The sequence below is a fragment of the Amycolatopsis pigmentata genome (assembly GCF_042684065.1).
GTDB lineage: Bacteria > Actinomycetota > Actinomycetes > Mycobacteriales > Pseudonocardiaceae > Amycolatopsis_E > Amycolatopsis_E pigmentata.
In genome coordinates this window covers 50,320-64,903 of the sequence record NZ_JBHUKR010000001.1, presented here as the reverse complement: position 1 = coordinate 64,903, position 14,584 = coordinate 50,320, and the positions used below count along the sequence as shown (strand labels likewise).

Sequence of the window (14,584 nt, the reverse complement as noted above, 5' to 3'; positions counted from 1 at the left end):
CGGCAGGCGCGTATGGCGTCGCGGCCGCTGCGTGCCATCAACCCTCCACAGGGAATGACCAAAACCAATAGGGCGACAAGAAAATGAGAAAGCCGCTAAACGCGGGCACGAATGACGCTCACCGGTACGGCGGCGCGCTGCGTGGGCGCGGGCAGCAGACAGGATCAATGCGCGATGACATGTGCCCGTGTCGGCTCCTCCCAGTGCCCAACAGTCGTCCGGGGCCCAGACTTCTGCCAGCTCGTCGACAGGCATCCCCCGCGCTCGCGACGAAGGTACTCAACCGGGTCCGTCCCCGCCCGTACAGCACGAATCGATATCTATGGCGTTCCTCACGGGGTGCCATGGCTTCGCCGAAGCCAAATCCGGATCTATAGAACAAAAAGACGTGCCGCAGTGGTGAGCGTCGCTGCCCCACTGCACGGCGGTGCAGCGCGCGGAGGCGAGTGCACGCATGGCCAGACCTCTGGTGTGGGCCTGGTCCCTGTGTCAGACTCCTCCCGGGTCTTGGGCCCTTTTCCTGTTTCTGAGGGGTTTCGGTGAAATTTGGTGGATGGGCGGTGTTGAGCGCTGCGCTGCTCGTAGGCGTTGTCGGCATGGTGGCGCAGGGTGCGCAGGCGGCCACCGGCAGCGCGACCGCCGGGTCCACGTACCCGCCCATCGTCCCCGTGCGCGTGCTCGATACGCGCAGTTCAGGCATGATTTCCGCACGGAGCGGAATCGGGGTCGACCTGACAAGCGCTCACCTGCCGACCGATGCCACGGCGGTCGTGCTGAACGTGACCGGTTTGGACGCGTCGGCGGCGACTTATCTGACGGTCGCGCCCGGGAGCTACCCGTCGGTGTCCACTGTGAACTTCGGTGCGGGCGACATCCGAGCCACTCCGCAGTCGTTCCGTACTATTCGCGATCCACTCTGTCATCAGGTGAAGGGGTGTCATCGGTGAGGCTCGCGCCACGCCTTATGCGTAAATTCGGTCGAAGCACGCTTGTTGCTGGTGTCGCGGTTGCCCTCCTGGCTACCGGTGCCCCGGTTGCGAGTGGTGCGACCAGCGGAGAGCAGCGGGTCAGCTATCTCGGCCTCGACTTCACCGTGCCGGCCGACTGGCCGGTGATCTCCTTGACTGACAACGCCGCCGCCTGCGTGCGGTTCGACCGGCACGCGGTGTATCTCGGCACCCCAAGCCACCAGCAGGACTGTCCCGCAAACCTGATCGGCCGCACCGAGGCGCTACTCGTGGCACCCGCCGCCGCATCCACGGCTACCAGTACGGACAACCCGATCGCGCACCAGATCACCGCAACCAGCCCGGGTGTGTCGATCACGGTCGTCTATGGCAGCGACCGGGCACTGGCCGCTGGAATCGTGACCAGCGCCGGTCTTCCGGCCCCGACCGTTCAGGCGACGGCTCCTCCCACGCCGCGGTCCGGGACGTTCACCCCGAATACGACCGCCAGCACGCTGCCCGCGAGCGTCACCAACGGCTCCGGGGAAGGCTTCGACACCTGCACCGCGCCCAGCAGCGCCACGATGAGCGCCTGGCTCGGTACTTACACCAACGTCGGGATCTACCTCGGCGGCTCTGACATGGCCTGCGCACAGCCGAACCTCACCACGAGCTGGGTATCCAGCCAGGCAGCCGCGGGCTGGCATTTCGAGCCGCTGTACGTGGGCCCGCAGGCCGCGTTCAACGAACTGACCGCACCGTCCAGTCAGGGTGTCGCCGCGGCGGATGACGCGGTGACACAGGCGAGCAACCTCGGGTTCGGCCTCGGCAACGTCCTCTACTACGACATGGAGGGCTACAGCCCAGAACAGTCCGGTGCTGCGTTAGCTTTCGAGGCGGCGTGGAACAGCGAACTGCACAAACTCGGTTACTGGGCCGGAATCTACGGTAGCGGCAGCTCGACACTTGCCGACCTGGTCGCCAACTACGGCAACTCGGCCACCCCCGATGTCGTCGTCGACGCCAAGTGGGACGGCACCGACGACACCACACTCCCGAGCCTGCCGAGCACCGCATGGTCCAATCACCAGCGCGTGCACCAGTACAGCGGCGGGGTCACCGATACACACGGCGGCTACAGCCTCAGCATCGACAAGAACGCGCTCGACGTGAGTCACGCCGGAACGGCCTCTACCCCAGTGACCAGCGGGTACACCCCAGACGGCCCGAGCAGGCTCCTGGACACCAGGGGTAACACCGCTCCGGGCGAGGCCACCCTCCAGCCGGGCGGGGTCGACGTGCTGCAGGTCAGCGGCACCGCCGGCGTGCCGGCGTCGGCAACCGCGGTGGTGCTGAATGTGACGGCGGTGGGCGCGAGCGGCCCCGGCTACCTGACCGTGTACCCGGACGGCGATGCGCGGCCGACGTCTTCCAACCTGAACTTCATCGCCGGTCAGGTGATCGCCAACCTGGTGACCGTGCCGATTACGGACGGCAAGGTCGACTTCTACAACTTCCAGGGGACCGTGGATGTGGTCGCGGATCTGTTCGGCTACTACACCAATGGTTCAGGCGATACGTTCACTCCGGCTGGTCCGACTCGGCTGCTGGACACTCGCACCAATGGCAGCACGCTCGGGCCTGGTGGCGTCTATAGCCTTCCGGTGGCGGGCACCGCGGGGGTCCCGGCGAACGTGACCGCCGTGGTGCTCAACGTGACGGCGGTTAACCCGAGCGGTCCCAGCTACCTGACCGTGTACCCGGACGCCCAGCCCCGGCCGAGCACCTCGAACATCAACTTCAGCACGCAACCGGCCACACCGAACCTCGTGCTCGTACCGGTGACCAACGGGACCGTGGACTTCTACAACTTCCAGGGGACCGTGGATGTGGTCGCGGATCTGTTCGGCTACTACACCAACGGTTCAGGCAATACGTTCACTCCGGCTGGTCCGGCTCGGCTGCTGGACACTCGCGCCAATGGCAGCACGCTCGGGCCGGGTGGCGTCTATAGCCTTCCGGTGGCGGGCACCGCGGGGGTCCCGGCGAACGTGACCGCCGTGGTGCTCAACGTGACGGTCACCAACTCGACCACGGACAGCTACCTGACGGTGTACCCGGACGGCGGGCCGGGGGTACCGACCGCGTCGAACCTCAACTTCGTCGCCGGGCAGACCGTGCCCAACCTGGCGATCGTGCCGGTCACCGACGGCAAGGTCGACTTCTACAACTTCCATGGCAGCGTGGACGTGATCGCCGACCTGTTCGGATATTTCACCGGATGACGATCGCCAGACGGGGCGCGCCGCGGCGTCCTCGATATCGGCGCGCTCGGGGTGACTATCGCGCGTTTCCTGCGCCTGTCCAAACAGGCGACGGTCCGGACGCGGCTTCGCTCAGGGTCCAAATTGGACAGTTGTGCCGATCGGGAGTTTGTCCGGGAGTGGGCGTGGTAGTGCGGCCGCCCACGAGGTGTCGGACCCGTCGCGGTCGAAGTCATGAGCCAGCGCTTCGAGCACCCGCGCGAGATTTGGGCGGGCCGGACGGGAGTCCAAGCTGGAGGATCCGGTTTCCGGATGGTCGAGCGGTACCAGGCTCGAAGTTACGGCGTGAGGTGGCTCCTGGTGTCCATCCCAGGGCTGAGCCCGGCGGCGGCATACGCCTGCTGGATCAAGTCGTCGAGGGCCGGCGGGTCGTCGTCACGTGTCCAGCTTTGGAACGCCGTACGGAAAAGCGCCAGGGCGACCTCGACTTGGGCGTGTGTCGCGAGTTTGTCCCCGTCGCGTTCGAGGAGCACCCGCATGAGTGCGCGCGACCAGGTGCGCAGCTTCCATAGTTCACGTTCGGCGAGATCGGGAACGGACTCGACGACGCGCGCACGTCTGACGAGGTCGGCCCGGCGCGGCTGGAAGTCCCGCGCGAGCGCGCTCAAGGCCGCTCGTAAGGCGTCCGTGGTCGAGCCCGTGGTCGCGGTGACGGCCTCGACCAGCACTTGCTCGAGCCGCCCCTCATCGCCGAACAGCACCTCGCTCTTGTCCTTGAAGTGACGGTAGAAGGTTCGGTCGGTAACCCCGGCCCGCTCGGCGATGGCCGCGGTGGTCGTCGCCGCGTAGCCCTGTGCCAGGAACAGGTCGAGGGCGGCGGCTTGCAGGCGCGCGCGGCTTCCTGGTTCCCAACGGCTCATGCTCTCATTCTAGGCATGATGTCAGATTATGACATTGGTGCTATCGTCGTCGATGTCATAATCTGACATCGCCTGAAAGTGGTAGCCATGCCTCGTCCCGAAGTCCGAGCTCTCCTGTCGTACCTCGCCACCAGTGATCTGCCCAGCTTGGAGACCCAGACCCCTCAGCAGGCACGTGCCGGCCTGCGTGAATCCGTCAAGGCCGCGGATCTGCCGGTCGGGGAGATCGCGGTTCAGCTGCCGCTGACCATCCCGACCCGGTCCGGCGAGATCGCCGGCCTGTTGCTCGACTCGCGAGCGACTCGTGAACCCGGGCCCGTCGTCGTCTGGTATCACGGTGGCGGGTTCGTCACCGGGGATCTGGAGACCCACCGCGCGTTCGTCGCGGAGATCGCCCGATTGCTGGATCTCCCGGTGGTGCTCGTCGACTACCGGCTCGCCCCGGAGGCGCCCTATCCCGCCGCGGTCGAGGATGCCGAAGACGCCGCCCGCTGGGTCGCCGGGTGCCCCGCCGAACTTGGTCGCGAAGCCGACGCACTGGTTCTGGGCGGGGACAGCGCAGGGGGAACGCTCACGATCGTCACGGCGATGGCCTTGCGCGACGACGAGGCCAAGCTTCCGGTCCTCGCGCAGATGGTCATCTACCCAGGCACCGACTTGTCGCGCACCTATCCTTCGCAGCGGGAGTTCGCCACCGGACGATTACTGACCGAGGCTGGGCGGCGCTGGTACTACGGCCATTACGATGCCGACGCCCACGATTGGCACGGCTCCCCGATGCTGGGGGAGTTCACCGGCCTGCCGCCGGCCGTCGTGCTCACCGCAGGCGAGGACCCGGTCCGGGACGAGGGCCGCGCCTATGCGGCGGCGCTGGTGACCGCCGGCGTGCCAACGACATTCCTGGAGGCCGCCGGGAACATCCACGGCTTCGTCCTGATGCGCCGCGTCATCGCGTCGTCCCAAGACGACCTGGCCCGCGCCTTCGCCGCCCTGGCCGCCACTGTGCGCGCCGAACGCCCCGCGGCCGCGACAACCGCCGCAAGCACGGACTGACGGCCATGTCCGCTCCCGGCGAGTACACCGTTGCCAGCCTGCAACGGCTCTACCAGCGCGGCGAGGTCACGGTCACCGAGGTCGTCGCTGAGCACCTCGACCGCATCCGGTTCATCGACCCCAGCCTCAATGCCGTAGTCACCCTCAATCCGGCAGCCATCGACGACGCCAGGCGGCTCGAGGCCACCTCGACGCCGCACGGCGCGCTCCACGGCGTCCCCATTTTGGTCAAGGACAACATAGAGACGGCGGGAATCGCGACAGCGTTCGGTTCGGCGGCGCTCGCCGGGCACATTCCGACCACCGACGCGAATCTGGTGACGCTGCTACGGAAGGCCGGTGCGGTGATCCTGGGCAAGACGACCATGCCCGACTTTGCCATGTCCTGGCACGGGCACTCCTCGCGCTCGGGAATCACCGGCAATCCTTACGATCTGTCTCGGGATCCCGGTGGTTCCAGTAGTGGGACCGCCGCGGCCGTCTCGGCCGGCCTGGCCGTTGCCGGCGTCGGCAGCGACACCGGTGGGTCGATCCGCATTCCGGCATCGTTCTGCGGCCTGGTCGGCATTCGTCCGTCCGTCGGCTTGGTCAGCCGCCACGGTGTCGCCGCACTGGTTCGCGAGCAGGACACTCCCGGGCCGCTGGCGCGTTCGGTCGCCGACGTCGCTGTCCTCCTCGATGCCATGGCCGGCCGGGATCACCGCGACCCGGCTACCGCCATGGTGGGCCGGCCCGGTACCTTGCGCGACCAGCTGGTGCCAGGAGCTCTGGCCGGTGCCAGGATCGGCGTGCCGTATGCGTTGTGCGACACCGGATCCGGGGATGACCCTGAGATCGCGCGGATTGTCGAGGACTCCCTGACGTCGATGCGCGAGGCCGGCGCGATCCTCATCGACGTAGAACTGCGTGGGCTCGCGGATCTCCTGCGCGGAACGTTCATGTACTTCCTTCAGTCCCGCCGCGACCTCAACCACTGGCTGACCGCGGCCGGAGCGCCGTTCACCGATGTCGCCGATATCGTCGCCTCGGGACATTACTGCCGGGCGATCGCGTTGCTTCCGGGCGTCGCCGCCAGCCACCGCGAACCCGACGATGACCCTGGACTGCACCGGGCACTCGAACTGCGCGGGCAACTCCAGCAGCTCATCGCCGCCGCCTTCGCCCAGCACGGACTCAGCGCCCTGACCTACCCCACCGCGCGGATCGCGGCACCCTCGCGCGCCGACATCGATGGCGGTGCCTTCGAAGATTCCGCGCCGGAGGTGCGCAATCCCGAATCGAGAACCTTCCCGACCAACACGCTCGTCGCCGCGCAGGCCGCGTTCCCCGCGATTACCGTCCCCACGGGCACCACCAGCAGCGGGCTGCCCGTCGGCCTGGAGTTCCTCGGCCTACCCAATCGGGACGCGGACTTGCTCGCCCTCGCGTTCGACCTGGAACGTATCCGTCCACCACGCACCGCTCCCGCGCTTACCGCCACTCATCCCGGAGGCTCCCTATGACCCGTCCCGCATCGGCCTTGATCGACATTCACGCGCATTTCTCGCTACCTTCCACGCCGGCGGCTCGTCACGCGGCCTGGGAAGCGTCACGGCGCCGCCAGCATTTCCTCGCACCGGAGCCCTACGAATGGCGTCTCGACGGGACACTGGCATACATGGACGAGACGGGCACTGCCATGCAGATGCTCAGTACCGTCCCGAACAACCTGGAGAGCCTGCGCGCATCCAACGATTACGGCGTCCAGATCGTCGCTACGCACCCCACCAGGTTCGGCCTGCTCGCTGCCCTGCCGACCGACGACCCCCAGGCTTCATTGGCGGAGATCCAGCGCGTCGGCGGACTCGACGGTGTCGATGGCTGGGCGGTCAGCACTGTCTACAATGGCCAATCACTGGCCGCCGACGCGCTCGACCCACTGTGGCAACAACTCGACGACCGGCACGCCGTGGTGTTCGTCCACCCCAACGCCTATGCTCCCGCCGTCGCCGACCTGCCCACCCCACTGGTCGAAGTCGCGTTCGACACCGGCAGGACGGTCGTTTCGATGCTCTACGCGGGCGTTTTCGCGCGTTTTCCGAACATCACCTTCGTGATCGCACATGCCGGCGGCGCCGTGCCCCTGCTGGCCGGACGGCTCGGGCTGATCGGCACCGAGCCGTGGGTACCCAACCCGCACAACCTCGGCACCAGTGAGATCGAGACGACGCTTCGACGACTGTGGGTCGATACCGCCGCGTCAGCCAGCGACCAGCAACTGACCGCCGCCGCGGCCACGTTTGGTGAGGACCACCTCGTGTTCGGCTCTGATTGGGGCGTGCCCTGCACCGACAAGGCCTCCGCCCTGCGCAACATCCGTGCGCTGTTATGCACCGAGGCAATCGGCCGAACCGCCCGCGCGGCGGTCCCGGACCGCGCCCACGTCCTTTTTCCGCAGGCCGCTCGTCGCGCACAAAGCGGGTAGACGCTTCGGATGACAGGAGTTCTCCTGGAGGCGGCAGTGGTCAGTTCTTCCGGGGATCTCACCGTTGTGGATGTGCCGGAACCGGTTCCCGGTCCCGGTCAGGTGCGATCCGCGGCAGCCCTTCCGTGGCGCCGAGCATGGTGAAGCGCAGCAGTTCCTCGATCGCGCGCGAGGGTCGTGTCGTCCTCAGGGGTGCTCTCGGTGAGGATCGAGCGGCGTAACTCCAGGCCGTGGTCGGGCCGGGTCAACAGCAGGGAGGCGATGTTGCTGATCTGGTTCATCGTCGTCTCGTGCCCGGCCCCAATGAACTTGTGGAGCCGGGCCGTCCCCGCCATCCCCTCAGGCAGCCGCGCCCGCTTGAGGACCTTCCCGTCCCTTCATGGCGGCGTACATGTCCGCAGCCGAACCGATTCCGTCGCTCTCCACGTACATCTGACCGAAACTGGCATAAACCAGGTCGTCGACCAGGATTCGCTAGGCGCGCATGGTCCCGCACGACTCGACGAAACGACTCCGTCGTGCCGACGGGCCGACGACTATGTCTGCAGGACCTGCTGATCGCGGGCGGCCGTCGCGACCTCGCGCAGCACGCCGATCGGGTCCTCGCCCGCGGCGTGCAGGCCGACGTGACTGGCGCCGGCCGCCAGTTCCGCGCGAACGCCGGCCGCGATGGCGGCGGCGTCGCCGTGCAGCATGAGCGCGTCGATCAGCCGGTCGCTGAACGGGTCGGCGAGGTCCTCGTCGGTGTAGCCGATGCGCCGAAGGTTGTTGGCATAGTTGGCGACGCCCAGCATGGGCCGCACCCCGGCCCGGCCGGTCGCACGGGCCCGCTCGACATCGGTGTCCAGCAGCACCCCGTGTCCGGGCACCACCAGCTTGTCCGCACCGAGGATCTCCCTGGCGCGGCGGGTGTGTTCGGGCGTCACCTGGAGCGTGACCGTGCCGGCGACGCGGTCGGCGGCCAGCCGCAGCATCTTGGGTCCGAGTGCGGCCAGCAGCAACCGGTCGGCGGGCACCCCGGCCGCGGTCAGGGTGTCCAGGTAGGCCGTGATCTTCGCGACGGGCGAGCTGTATCCGGCGTCCTGTTCCCGGTGGCCGGCGCCGATGCCGATGATGAGCCGGTCGGAGTGCCGGGCCGCGATCCGGTAGTACGACTCGGCGACGGTGTTCGCGTCGGACTGCCACACGTTGATCACGCTGGTGCCGACCACGATCCGGCTCGTGGCGTCGAGCAGCCGCTCCGCCTGCCGCAGGTCAGCGGCCGGCGAAGCAGCCAGCCACACCGCGCCGTAGCCGGCCTCCTCCAGCGCGACGGCCTGCGCCGCGGTCGCCTCGGCGGCGGTCAGATAGGCGCCCAGCAGTCCCAGTTCCATAACCATGGCCACACTTCAGCACCGGGCGGCGAGGTGAACCAGCGTCAACCGCCATGTGCTGCGATAAGCTCGCCTTATCGTCGAGATCCGACCAGGCGGGGAACGATGGAGCTGCGGGCACTGCGGTATTTCGTCACGGTGGCCGACGAACTGCACTTCGGCCGGGCGGCCGAGCGGCTGCATATCGCGCAGCCGGCCGTCAGCCAGCAGATCGCCCGGCTGGAACGGGAACTCGGGGTCCGGCTGCTCGACCGGTCGCCCCGGCGGGTCCGGCTCACCGCGGCCGGGTACCGGGTGCTCGACGCGGCCCGCCGGACACTCGCCGCGGCCGACCAGGTCCGGGCGGCGGCCGAGCAGGTCATGACCACGGTGCGCATCGGCACCGCCGCCGGCCTGACCGCCCGACTGGAACGGGGTATCGACTCCCTCCGTGAGCGCGCGCCCGAGTTCGACGTGGTGCTGGTCGACCTGCCGGTCGACGCCCGGCTCAACGCTCTCCGACAGGGTGAGCTCGACCTGGCGCTGGTTCGGGGAGTGCGGTCCGCGCCCGGCCTCACGGTGCTGCCGACCTGGACCGAGCGCCTGTTCGCCGTGGTGTCCCAGCACCATCCGGCCGCGGACCGCGGCGCCGTCGCCCTCACCGAACTGGCCGACGACACGCTGCGCCTGCCGGCCCGCAAGCACGACCCGCCGCTGCACGACGCCGTGGGCCTGGCGCTGCACGACACCGGGCTGTGCCCGAGGGCGGGCCGGCCGACCGGCACGCTGCAGGACACCATCGTCGAGGTTGGCTCGGATCCGCGGAGCTGGACGGTGCTGGGCGCCGACCAGGTCGCCGAGATTCGCTCCACCCGGGTCCGGTGCATCCCGCTCAAGCCGGGGGTCACGATCGCCGGCAGTGTCGTGGTCGCCACGGACAACGCGAACAGTGCGGCCGAGTGTGCGGTGGCAGCCTTTCGTGACGACGACACGTCGTGACGGCCGCAGCCAATGACGCGTCTGGCGAACGCAAGGCGTAGGTCGTGCGGATGACGCAGGCTTCCGGCGAAACCGGTCGCTAGCTGCTGCTGGTCGGCTTCGGCTTCGCGCGGAACGCCGCGACCAGTGGGGTGCGGCCCGAGGAGTCCGGGGTGGTCGGCGATGGTGAACACCGCCCAGCAGATCGGCGGGTCCGTCGGGCCGAACTGGACCTCGATCGTCGAACCTGCCGGTGACTCGGAAACGACATGGCTGGCCGAGCGTGATACGGCCGTGCCGCAAGCGGCGTACTGGGATGCCATGTTGCAACAGGCGCGTGACGGCGAAGCACGGGTTCAGAACTCCCACTGACAGAGGTTTCCTGCCGATATCAACCGAATTTGGCGACCGGTGTGCCAGCCGTTGGGGTGAACCAGAAGGGGAAACAGAGCGAATAACAGACTCGTGCGGGGAAAGTCTCGGTATCGCGTCTGCGACTCAAAATTCCCTCTTCGGTCATCTTTTTCAATGTCCGCGCCAGACTTCGCCGATGGAATACGAGCTGATCGTGGAAGTATCTCTTTATGGCGCATGGAGGCCGCCCGCGAGCGCGACCACGATCGCCGGTGCCCACTTGTCCCCGAAAAGGTACTTCAGGTCGTACAACGACCGGAGGAACCGCTCGTCCCCCACCGGCATAGTGCCCCCTTGTGCTTGGCACGGCCCCTCACCGTGCTTCGTACTCACATCGCCCGAGCGGTCCTCCGTGCCCGTTATGGCGCCGGCAGCACGGACCTCCTCCGAACCGCACTGCCGACGATCAGGACGCTACGCGACGCGGACGATCGCGTCCTGCGTAGTTCTACTCAAAAGCAGTCCGCAATACCCCTCATGCGGCGGTCGCGGTCGCGCGCCTCCGCACCCAGCGGAGTTCCTCGGTTGTCTCACGAAGACGTCAGCAAGATCAGTCTCAGTGCGGCGGCATTTCCAGCCGGAAGATGAGTCACGAGACATCCTTTAGTCCAGCACCCGCCCGAGGAAGCCACGCAGGTAACCCACGACGACGTCCAGGTGGCTCTCCAGCAGGAAGTGACCGCCGTTGATCAGGTGCACCTCCGCGTCCTTGGCGTCGCGGGCGAAGGCCCGCGCGCCGGCCGGGCCGAAGATTTCGTCGTTGCGACCCCACACGGCGAGCACCGGGACCCCGCTGGTGCGCAGGAATTCGTGCAGCAGCGGGCCCAGAAGATCAAGGCGGCCATAGCGGCCAACGACCAGTCTCGCGCCGATGGCACAAGTACCATCCACGTGCCAAGATCACTGAGAAAGTGCCATCGATTTCGAGACCCTACGACACCTCTGTAGGGTCTCGTCACGCGTGACATGTTGATCTTGTATCATCTGCGGTTTCTCGTCTGTTTCACGGGGATGTCGACTTGATTGGTCTCAAGCTGGTGGCATTTCCTCGGTTATGGGTCACAGGCGTCCTCGGAAGCTGGTGACCATGGAGCTGACCCTGCTCTTTGGTGCACAGATTTGTCCCGAAAAGCTCCATGTTGTCGCCTGGTGCTATCGTCCGCAAGCGGTTGTGGCTATAGAGGGCCTATGAGTGTGCGAGTCCCTGTGGTGGCGGCCGAGTGGCGCGTGTTCCTGCGTGATTACAGTTCGAAGTTCCTGGACAACTCGCGTTGGTTGCGCCAGTGGGAGGAGAACGGGTGTGGAGAGGACATCAGGAGCCATGTCCAACGTGAGGGTTGGATCGGCTATGAGCCGGCCAGTGCGGACGCTGTCGTGGCCGCTGAAGAGCGGCTCGGCACTCGACTGCCACCGACGTACCGGAATTTCCTGTTGGCCAGCAACGGCTTTGGCTATGTCGACGATGTCGATCTGTTCAACGTGGACGAGATCGGGTGGCTTTCCGAACGCGACCCGGACCTCGTGGAAGCTTGGAGCTTCGCTGTTAACGACGATGAGCGCCAGATGCTCGAGCGGGGCTTGTTGATCGCACGAGACGATGGCGGGCCCGGCGTCTGCTGGGTGCTGCATCCCGGCGACGCGGCAGAAGACGGTGAGTGGGCCGCGTACGAGTGGTTTACCGGTGACGGCAGCCTCCCCGGTGATTTTCGTTACGACAGCTTTGGTGCGCTGATGTTGCAGGCGACTCAGCGTTTGGACACCGATTCTGCCTGAGTAGACACAAAACGGCTGGCCCCCACTCGCGGATCGTGGCGTCAAGTGGCCCAACCGGGCTCGTGCCCACCCGAGATGCCACCGTTCCAACAGGTCAGCGATCGCGATCTTGGCGTGGGGGTGGGTGTACTTCGCCGCGGCGAGCTTGCGGGCGAACGCCAGCGCGTCCTCGCTCAGCGGCATGTCCAGCGTCGCGGCGTGCTCTCGGCGCAGCGCGTGCCACCGACACGTTTCCGGTCACGGAAGTAGACGAGGGTGATTACCGGCCGCCGGGCAGTGACGCCTTTGCATGGCAAAGGTCGAGGGATTCGCAACACAGCGGCTACGCATTCCCCACTCCGAGGGGGCAATGTTCACCACCCGCGAAGTCGCCGACCCGTACGGCTTATGCCGGAAGGGCGTCGCCGGGGAAACCGAGGCAGGAGTGGACCTCGCACGTCATCATCCCGGCCCGGACGCAGGGGTCGCTATCCATGATCTTTTGGGCCTCGTCGGCAGGCACGGTCATGATCGCCACGCCGGCGATCGTGTCGGCTTGCACCGGGCAGAGGATCGCGATCACCCCTTCGGCGCGCATCGACACCATGCGGCGTTGGTGCTCGAGCTCGATCGCGTCGGCGCCTTCCCTGTGTCGCTGCGGTCCCCAGCGCAGGACCGCCATGCTGTACGGCTTCGCCGTGGCTGCCAGGTCACGGATCTGTTGGTCGGTCACGGTCGTGTTCATGATGCTTCCTCGATTTGGGTCTGTCAGCGGAGGCCGACGCGCTGGTGGTCGATCTCGATGAGGCCGACGACGCGTTCCTGGTCGCGGCCGTAGGGCTGGCCGGTGTACTTGATCGCGATCTTGTCGACGGCCGCCCAGCCCTCGTCGCCGTCGAGCCACTCGACGACATGGCCGCGAAGCATAACGGGAGGGAAGGGTGCGTCGGGCGGGGTGAGTGAGATCGCCACGCGCGGGTCGTGCCGGAGGTTGCGGGCCTTGCGGGAGTCGGGGCCGGTGAGGAAGGCGACGTGGTCACCGCGAGTGCCGATCCACAGTGGGACTGAGTGAGGCGAGCCGTCCGAGAGGAGGGTTGCCAGGTGGGCGACGGGGGTGCCATCGAGGAGCGCGCGTACGTCGGGGTTCAGCATGGGCCTGTTCCTCACTTCTCGATCCGGTAGTGCAGGTGTGTGACGCCGGCGGCGGGCACGGCCTCAACGAGACTGAGCCCGACATGGGCGGGCAGGTCGTGGAAGAGGGGGCGTCCGCCGCCGAGCAGGACCGGAACCTGGTGAATGACCACCTCGTCGACCAGCCCCGCTGTGAGCGCCGCGGTGAGCGTGACACCGCCCTGGATGGCGACGTCCTTCCCGTCAGCGAGCTTGCGGGCACGCTCCACGGCTGTCTCTATCGAGTCGGCGAAGGACTGCCGGCCGGAGGCGGCGTGCTCCTCGGGCTGGGCTCGGTGGCTGAGGACAACCATCGGTGCCCTCGGGTGCGGACTCCCACCCTCGAACGCCTCAGAATCGTCGTATGTGGTGCGGCCTGTGACGACCGCGCCCACGCGGTCGCTGAGCGCCTGATAGTACGACGAGTTCCGCGGGTCGCCATACCAGTCGAAGAGAACCCCACCGGTCCCGAGCCCCTGGCCGGGACGAGGGCCGCGGCCGGTGATGTAGCCGTCGGCCGAGGTAGCCAACGCACTGAAGACCTTGCTCATGATCGCGGTACTCCTAAGTTCCTTGAAGAGACCCAACGGGAGGAACTCTAGCAAGCTACAGTCTCCTTAGGGAACCCCATTTGCTAGATTGGTCTCATGCAACGGACGCGGTTCAGTGAGATGGCGTGCTCGATCGCGCGCACGATGGACGTGATTGGGGAGCCTTGGTCGCCTCTCGTGCTGCGCGATGTCTTCGCGGGGGTGCATCGCTTCGACCAGATCCAGGCCGACCTCGGGATCTCGCGCAAGGTGCTCACCGAGCGGCTCAATCACCTCGTCGAGCAGGACGTGCTGGAGCGCCGGGCCTACGATGCTCGCCCGCGCTTCGAATACCATCTCACCGACAAGGGTGTCGAGCTCGTGGACCTGTTGATGGTGATGGTCCGGTGGGGAGACCGCTGGCTCGCAGGCGAGGCCGGGCCGCCCGTGCTCTACCGCCACCACGCCTGCGGAGAGGTCAGCCGGGTCGACCTTCGCTGCACGCGCTGCGGCGAGCCGATGCACGCCGGTGATGTCGACCTGCTCCCGGGGCCGGGCTCGGCGGGCTGACAAACGCCCCGGGTGGCCGATTCGTGTGGCTCCCCGACGGATGTCCGTGGCGGTCGCCTCTGCCTCACGGCGATTTCACTCACGATCGGTATCAATGCCGTGGCATTTCCTCGGCGGTTCTGCGGATTTCTGACGCAGTCATGGCGAAGTCGTCGTCGCCGGTTCGGCGA

At 67.1% G+C, this 14,584-nt stretch carries 15 protein-coding genes and 1 pseudogene; 9 read left to right on the top strand and 7 right to left on the bottom strand.

Features of this window, described 5'->3' with window-relative positions; translation table 11 throughout:
• Positions 1-560 precede the first annotated feature (560 nt).
• Both ACFSXZ_RS00245 and ACFSXZ_RS00240 read left to right on the top strand, forming a co-directional pair.
• Positions 561-947 (top strand): hypothetical protein, encoded by a 387-nt coding sequence (locus ACFSXZ_RS00245; RefSeq protein ID WP_378259929.1) that lies wholly within the window; start codon positions 561-563, stop codon positions 945-947.
• On the top strand, positions 935-3,232 hold the full coding sequence (locus ACFSXZ_RS00240; RefSeq protein ID WP_378259927.1) for a glycoside hydrolase domain-containing protein: 2,298 nt from the start codon (positions 935-937) through the stop codon (positions 3,230-3,232). The genes ACFSXZ_RS00245 and ACFSXZ_RS00240 overlap by 13 nt, the downstream gene beginning before the upstream one ends.
• Before the next feature lie 317 nt (positions 3,233-3,549).
• On the opposite strand, the gene ACFSXZ_RS00235 is transcribed toward ACFSXZ_RS00240, so the two are convergent.
• Complete coding sequence (locus ACFSXZ_RS00235) at positions 3,550-4,131, bottom strand: TetR/AcrR family transcriptional regulator (protein WP_378259925.1); 582 nt, start codon at positions 4,129-4,131, stop codon at positions 3,550-3,552.
• Between the two features lie 87 nt (positions 4,132-4,218).
• On the opposite strand from ACFSXZ_RS00235, the gene ACFSXZ_RS00230 reads away from it, so the two are divergent.
• From ACFSXZ_RS00230 to ACFSXZ_RS00220, 3 genes are read left to right on the top strand one after another with little or no spacing between them, the layout of a single operon-like run.
• The gene (locus ACFSXZ_RS00230; RefSeq protein ID WP_378259923.1) at positions 4,219-5,184 is read left to right on the top strand and encodes an alpha/beta hydrolase; all 966 of its coding nucleotides are present in this window, start codon (positions 4,219-4,221) and stop codon (positions 5,182-5,184) included.
• A gap of 5 nt (positions 5,185-5,189) precedes the next feature.
• Positions 5,190-6,686, top strand: a complete 1,497-nt coding sequence (locus ACFSXZ_RS00225; RefSeq protein ID WP_378259921.1) for an amidase — start codon at positions 5,190-5,192, stop codon at positions 6,684-6,686.
• Positions 6,683-7,648 (top strand): amidohydrolase family protein, encoded by a 966-nt coding sequence (locus tag ACFSXZ_RS00220; protein WP_378259919.1) that lies wholly within the window; start codon positions 6,683-6,685, stop codon positions 7,646-7,648. Before ACFSXZ_RS00225 ends, ACFSXZ_RS00220 begins: the two co-directional genes overlap by 4 nt.
• A gap of 98 nt (positions 7,649-7,746) precedes the next feature.
• Here the strand turns inward: ACFSXZ_RS00220 and ACFSXZ_RS00215 are convergent, their stop codons facing one another.
• Positions 7,747-7,929, bottom strand: a complete 183-nt coding sequence (locus ACFSXZ_RS00215) for a hypothetical protein (RefSeq protein ID WP_378259917.1) — start codon at positions 7,927-7,929, stop codon at positions 7,747-7,749.
• A gap of 255 nt (positions 7,930-8,184) precedes the next feature.
• On the bottom strand, positions 8,185-9,027 hold the full coding sequence (locus ACFSXZ_RS00210; protein WP_378259915.1) for a TIGR03620 family F420-dependent LLM class oxidoreductase: 843 nt from the start codon (positions 9,025-9,027) through the stop codon (positions 8,185-8,187).
• A gap of 99 nt (positions 9,028-9,126) precedes the next feature.
• On the opposite strand from ACFSXZ_RS00210, the gene ACFSXZ_RS00205 reads away from it, so the two are divergent.
• Positions 9,127-9,999, top strand: a complete 873-nt coding sequence (locus ACFSXZ_RS00205; RefSeq protein ID WP_378259914.1) for a LysR family transcriptional regulator — start codon at positions 9,127-9,129, stop codon at positions 9,997-9,999.
• A 162-nt stretch (positions 10,000-10,161) separates the two neighbouring features.
• The gene (locus ACFSXZ_RS00200) at positions 10,162-10,350 is read left to right on the top strand and encodes a hypothetical protein (protein ID WP_378259912.1); all 189 of its coding nucleotides are present in this window, start codon (positions 10,162-10,164) and stop codon (positions 10,348-10,350) included.
• Positions 10,351-10,995: 645 nt separating this feature from the next.
• Here the strand turns inward: ACFSXZ_RS00200 and ACFSXZ_RS00195 are convergent.
• Positions 10,996-11,220: pseudogene (locus ACFSXZ_RS00195) on the bottom strand (alpha/beta fold hydrolase); the annotation flags it as partial.
• A 360-nt stretch (positions 11,221-11,580) separates the two neighbouring features.
• Between ACFSXZ_RS00195 and ACFSXZ_RS00190 the strand changes: the two are divergent.
• Positions 11,581-12,165 carry an SMI1/KNR4 family protein gene (locus ACFSXZ_RS00190; RefSeq protein WP_378259910.1) on the top strand — a complete coding sequence of 195 codons (585 nt, stop codon included), beginning with the start codon at positions 11,581-11,583 and terminating at the stop codon, positions 12,163-12,165.
• A gap of 385 nt (positions 12,166-12,550) precedes the next feature.
• On the opposite strand, the gene ACFSXZ_RS00185 is transcribed toward ACFSXZ_RS00190, so the two are convergent.
• From ACFSXZ_RS00185 to ACFSXZ_RS00175, 3 genes are read right to left on the bottom strand one after another with little or no spacing between them, the layout of a single operon-like run.
• Positions 12,551-12,889 carry a hypothetical protein gene (locus ACFSXZ_RS00185; protein ID WP_378259908.1) on the bottom strand — a complete coding sequence of 113 codons (339 nt, stop codon included), beginning with the start codon at positions 12,887-12,889 and terminating at the stop codon, positions 12,551-12,553.
• A 23-nt stretch (positions 12,890-12,912) separates the two neighbouring features.
• The gene (locus ACFSXZ_RS00180) at positions 12,913-13,296 is read right to left on the bottom strand and encodes a PPOX class F420-dependent oxidoreductase (RefSeq protein WP_378259906.1); all 384 of its coding nucleotides are present in this window, start codon (positions 13,294-13,296) and stop codon (positions 12,913-12,915) included.
• Between the two features lie 11 nt (positions 13,297-13,307).
• The gene (locus ACFSXZ_RS00175; protein ID WP_378259905.1) at positions 13,308-13,865 is read right to left on the bottom strand and encodes a dihydrofolate reductase family protein; all 558 of its coding nucleotides are present in this window, start codon (positions 13,863-13,865) and stop codon (positions 13,308-13,310) included.
• Between the two features lie 96 nt (positions 13,866-13,961).
• Between ACFSXZ_RS00175 and ACFSXZ_RS00170 the strand changes: the two genes are divergently transcribed.
• Complete coding sequence (locus ACFSXZ_RS00170) at positions 13,962-14,414, top strand: winged helix-turn-helix transcriptional regulator (RefSeq protein WP_378259904.1); 453 nt, start codon at positions 13,962-13,964, stop codon at positions 14,412-14,414.
• Positions 14,415-14,584: the final 170 nt, after the last annotated feature.

Bases quoted from the DNA above. Each gene is read 5' to 3' on its own strand.
- ACFSXZ_RS00235 (WP_378259925.1), bottom strand. From the start codon at position 4,131: ATGAGCCGTTGGGAACCAGGAAGCCGCGCGCGCCTGCAAGCCGCCGCC.
- ACFSXZ_RS00230 (WP_378259923.1), top strand. From the start codon at position 4,219: ATGCCTCGTCCCGAAGTCCGAGCTCTCCTGTCGTACCTCGCCACCAGT.
- ACFSXZ_RS00225 (WP_378259921.1), top strand. From the start codon at position 5,190: ATGTCCGCTCCCGGCGAGTACACCGTTGCCAGCCTGCAACGGCTCTAC.
- ACFSXZ_RS00220 (WP_378259919.1), top strand. From the start codon at position 6,683: ATGACCCGTCCCGCATCGGCCTTGATCGACATTCACGCGCATTTCTCG.
- ACFSXZ_RS00215 (WP_378259917.1), bottom strand. From the start codon at position 7,929: ATGAACCAGATCAGCAACATCGCCTCCCTGCTGTTGACCCGGCCCGAC.
- ACFSXZ_RS00210 (WP_378259915.1), bottom strand. From the start codon at position 9,027: ATGGTTATGGAACTGGGACTGCTGGGCGCCTATCTGACCGCCGCCGAG.
- ACFSXZ_RS00205 (WP_378259914.1), top strand. From the start codon at position 9,127: ATGGAGCTGCGGGCACTGCGGTATTTCGTCACGGTGGCCGACGAACTG.
- ACFSXZ_RS00200 (WP_378259912.1), top strand. From the start codon at position 10,162: ATGGTGAACACCGCCCAGCAGATCGGCGGGTCCGTCGGGCCGAACTGG.
- ACFSXZ_RS00190 (WP_378259910.1), top strand. From the start codon at position 11,581: ATGAGTGTGCGAGTCCCTGTGGTGGCGGCCGAGTGGCGCGTGTTCCTG.
- ACFSXZ_RS00185 (WP_378259908.1), bottom strand. From the start codon at position 12,889: ATGAACACGACCGTGACCGACCAACAGATCCGTGACCTGGCAGCCACG.
- ACFSXZ_RS00180 (WP_378259906.1), bottom strand. From the start codon at position 13,296: ATGCTGAACCCCGACGTACGCGCGCTCCTCGATGGCACCCCCGTCGCC.
- ACFSXZ_RS00175 (WP_378259905.1), bottom strand. From the start codon at position 13,865: ATGAGCAAGGTCTTCAGTGCGTTGGCTACCTCGGCCGACGGCTACATC.
- ACFSXZ_RS00170 (WP_378259904.1), top strand. From the start codon at position 13,962: ATGCAACGGACGCGGTTCAGTGAGATGGCGTGCTCGATCGCGCGCACG.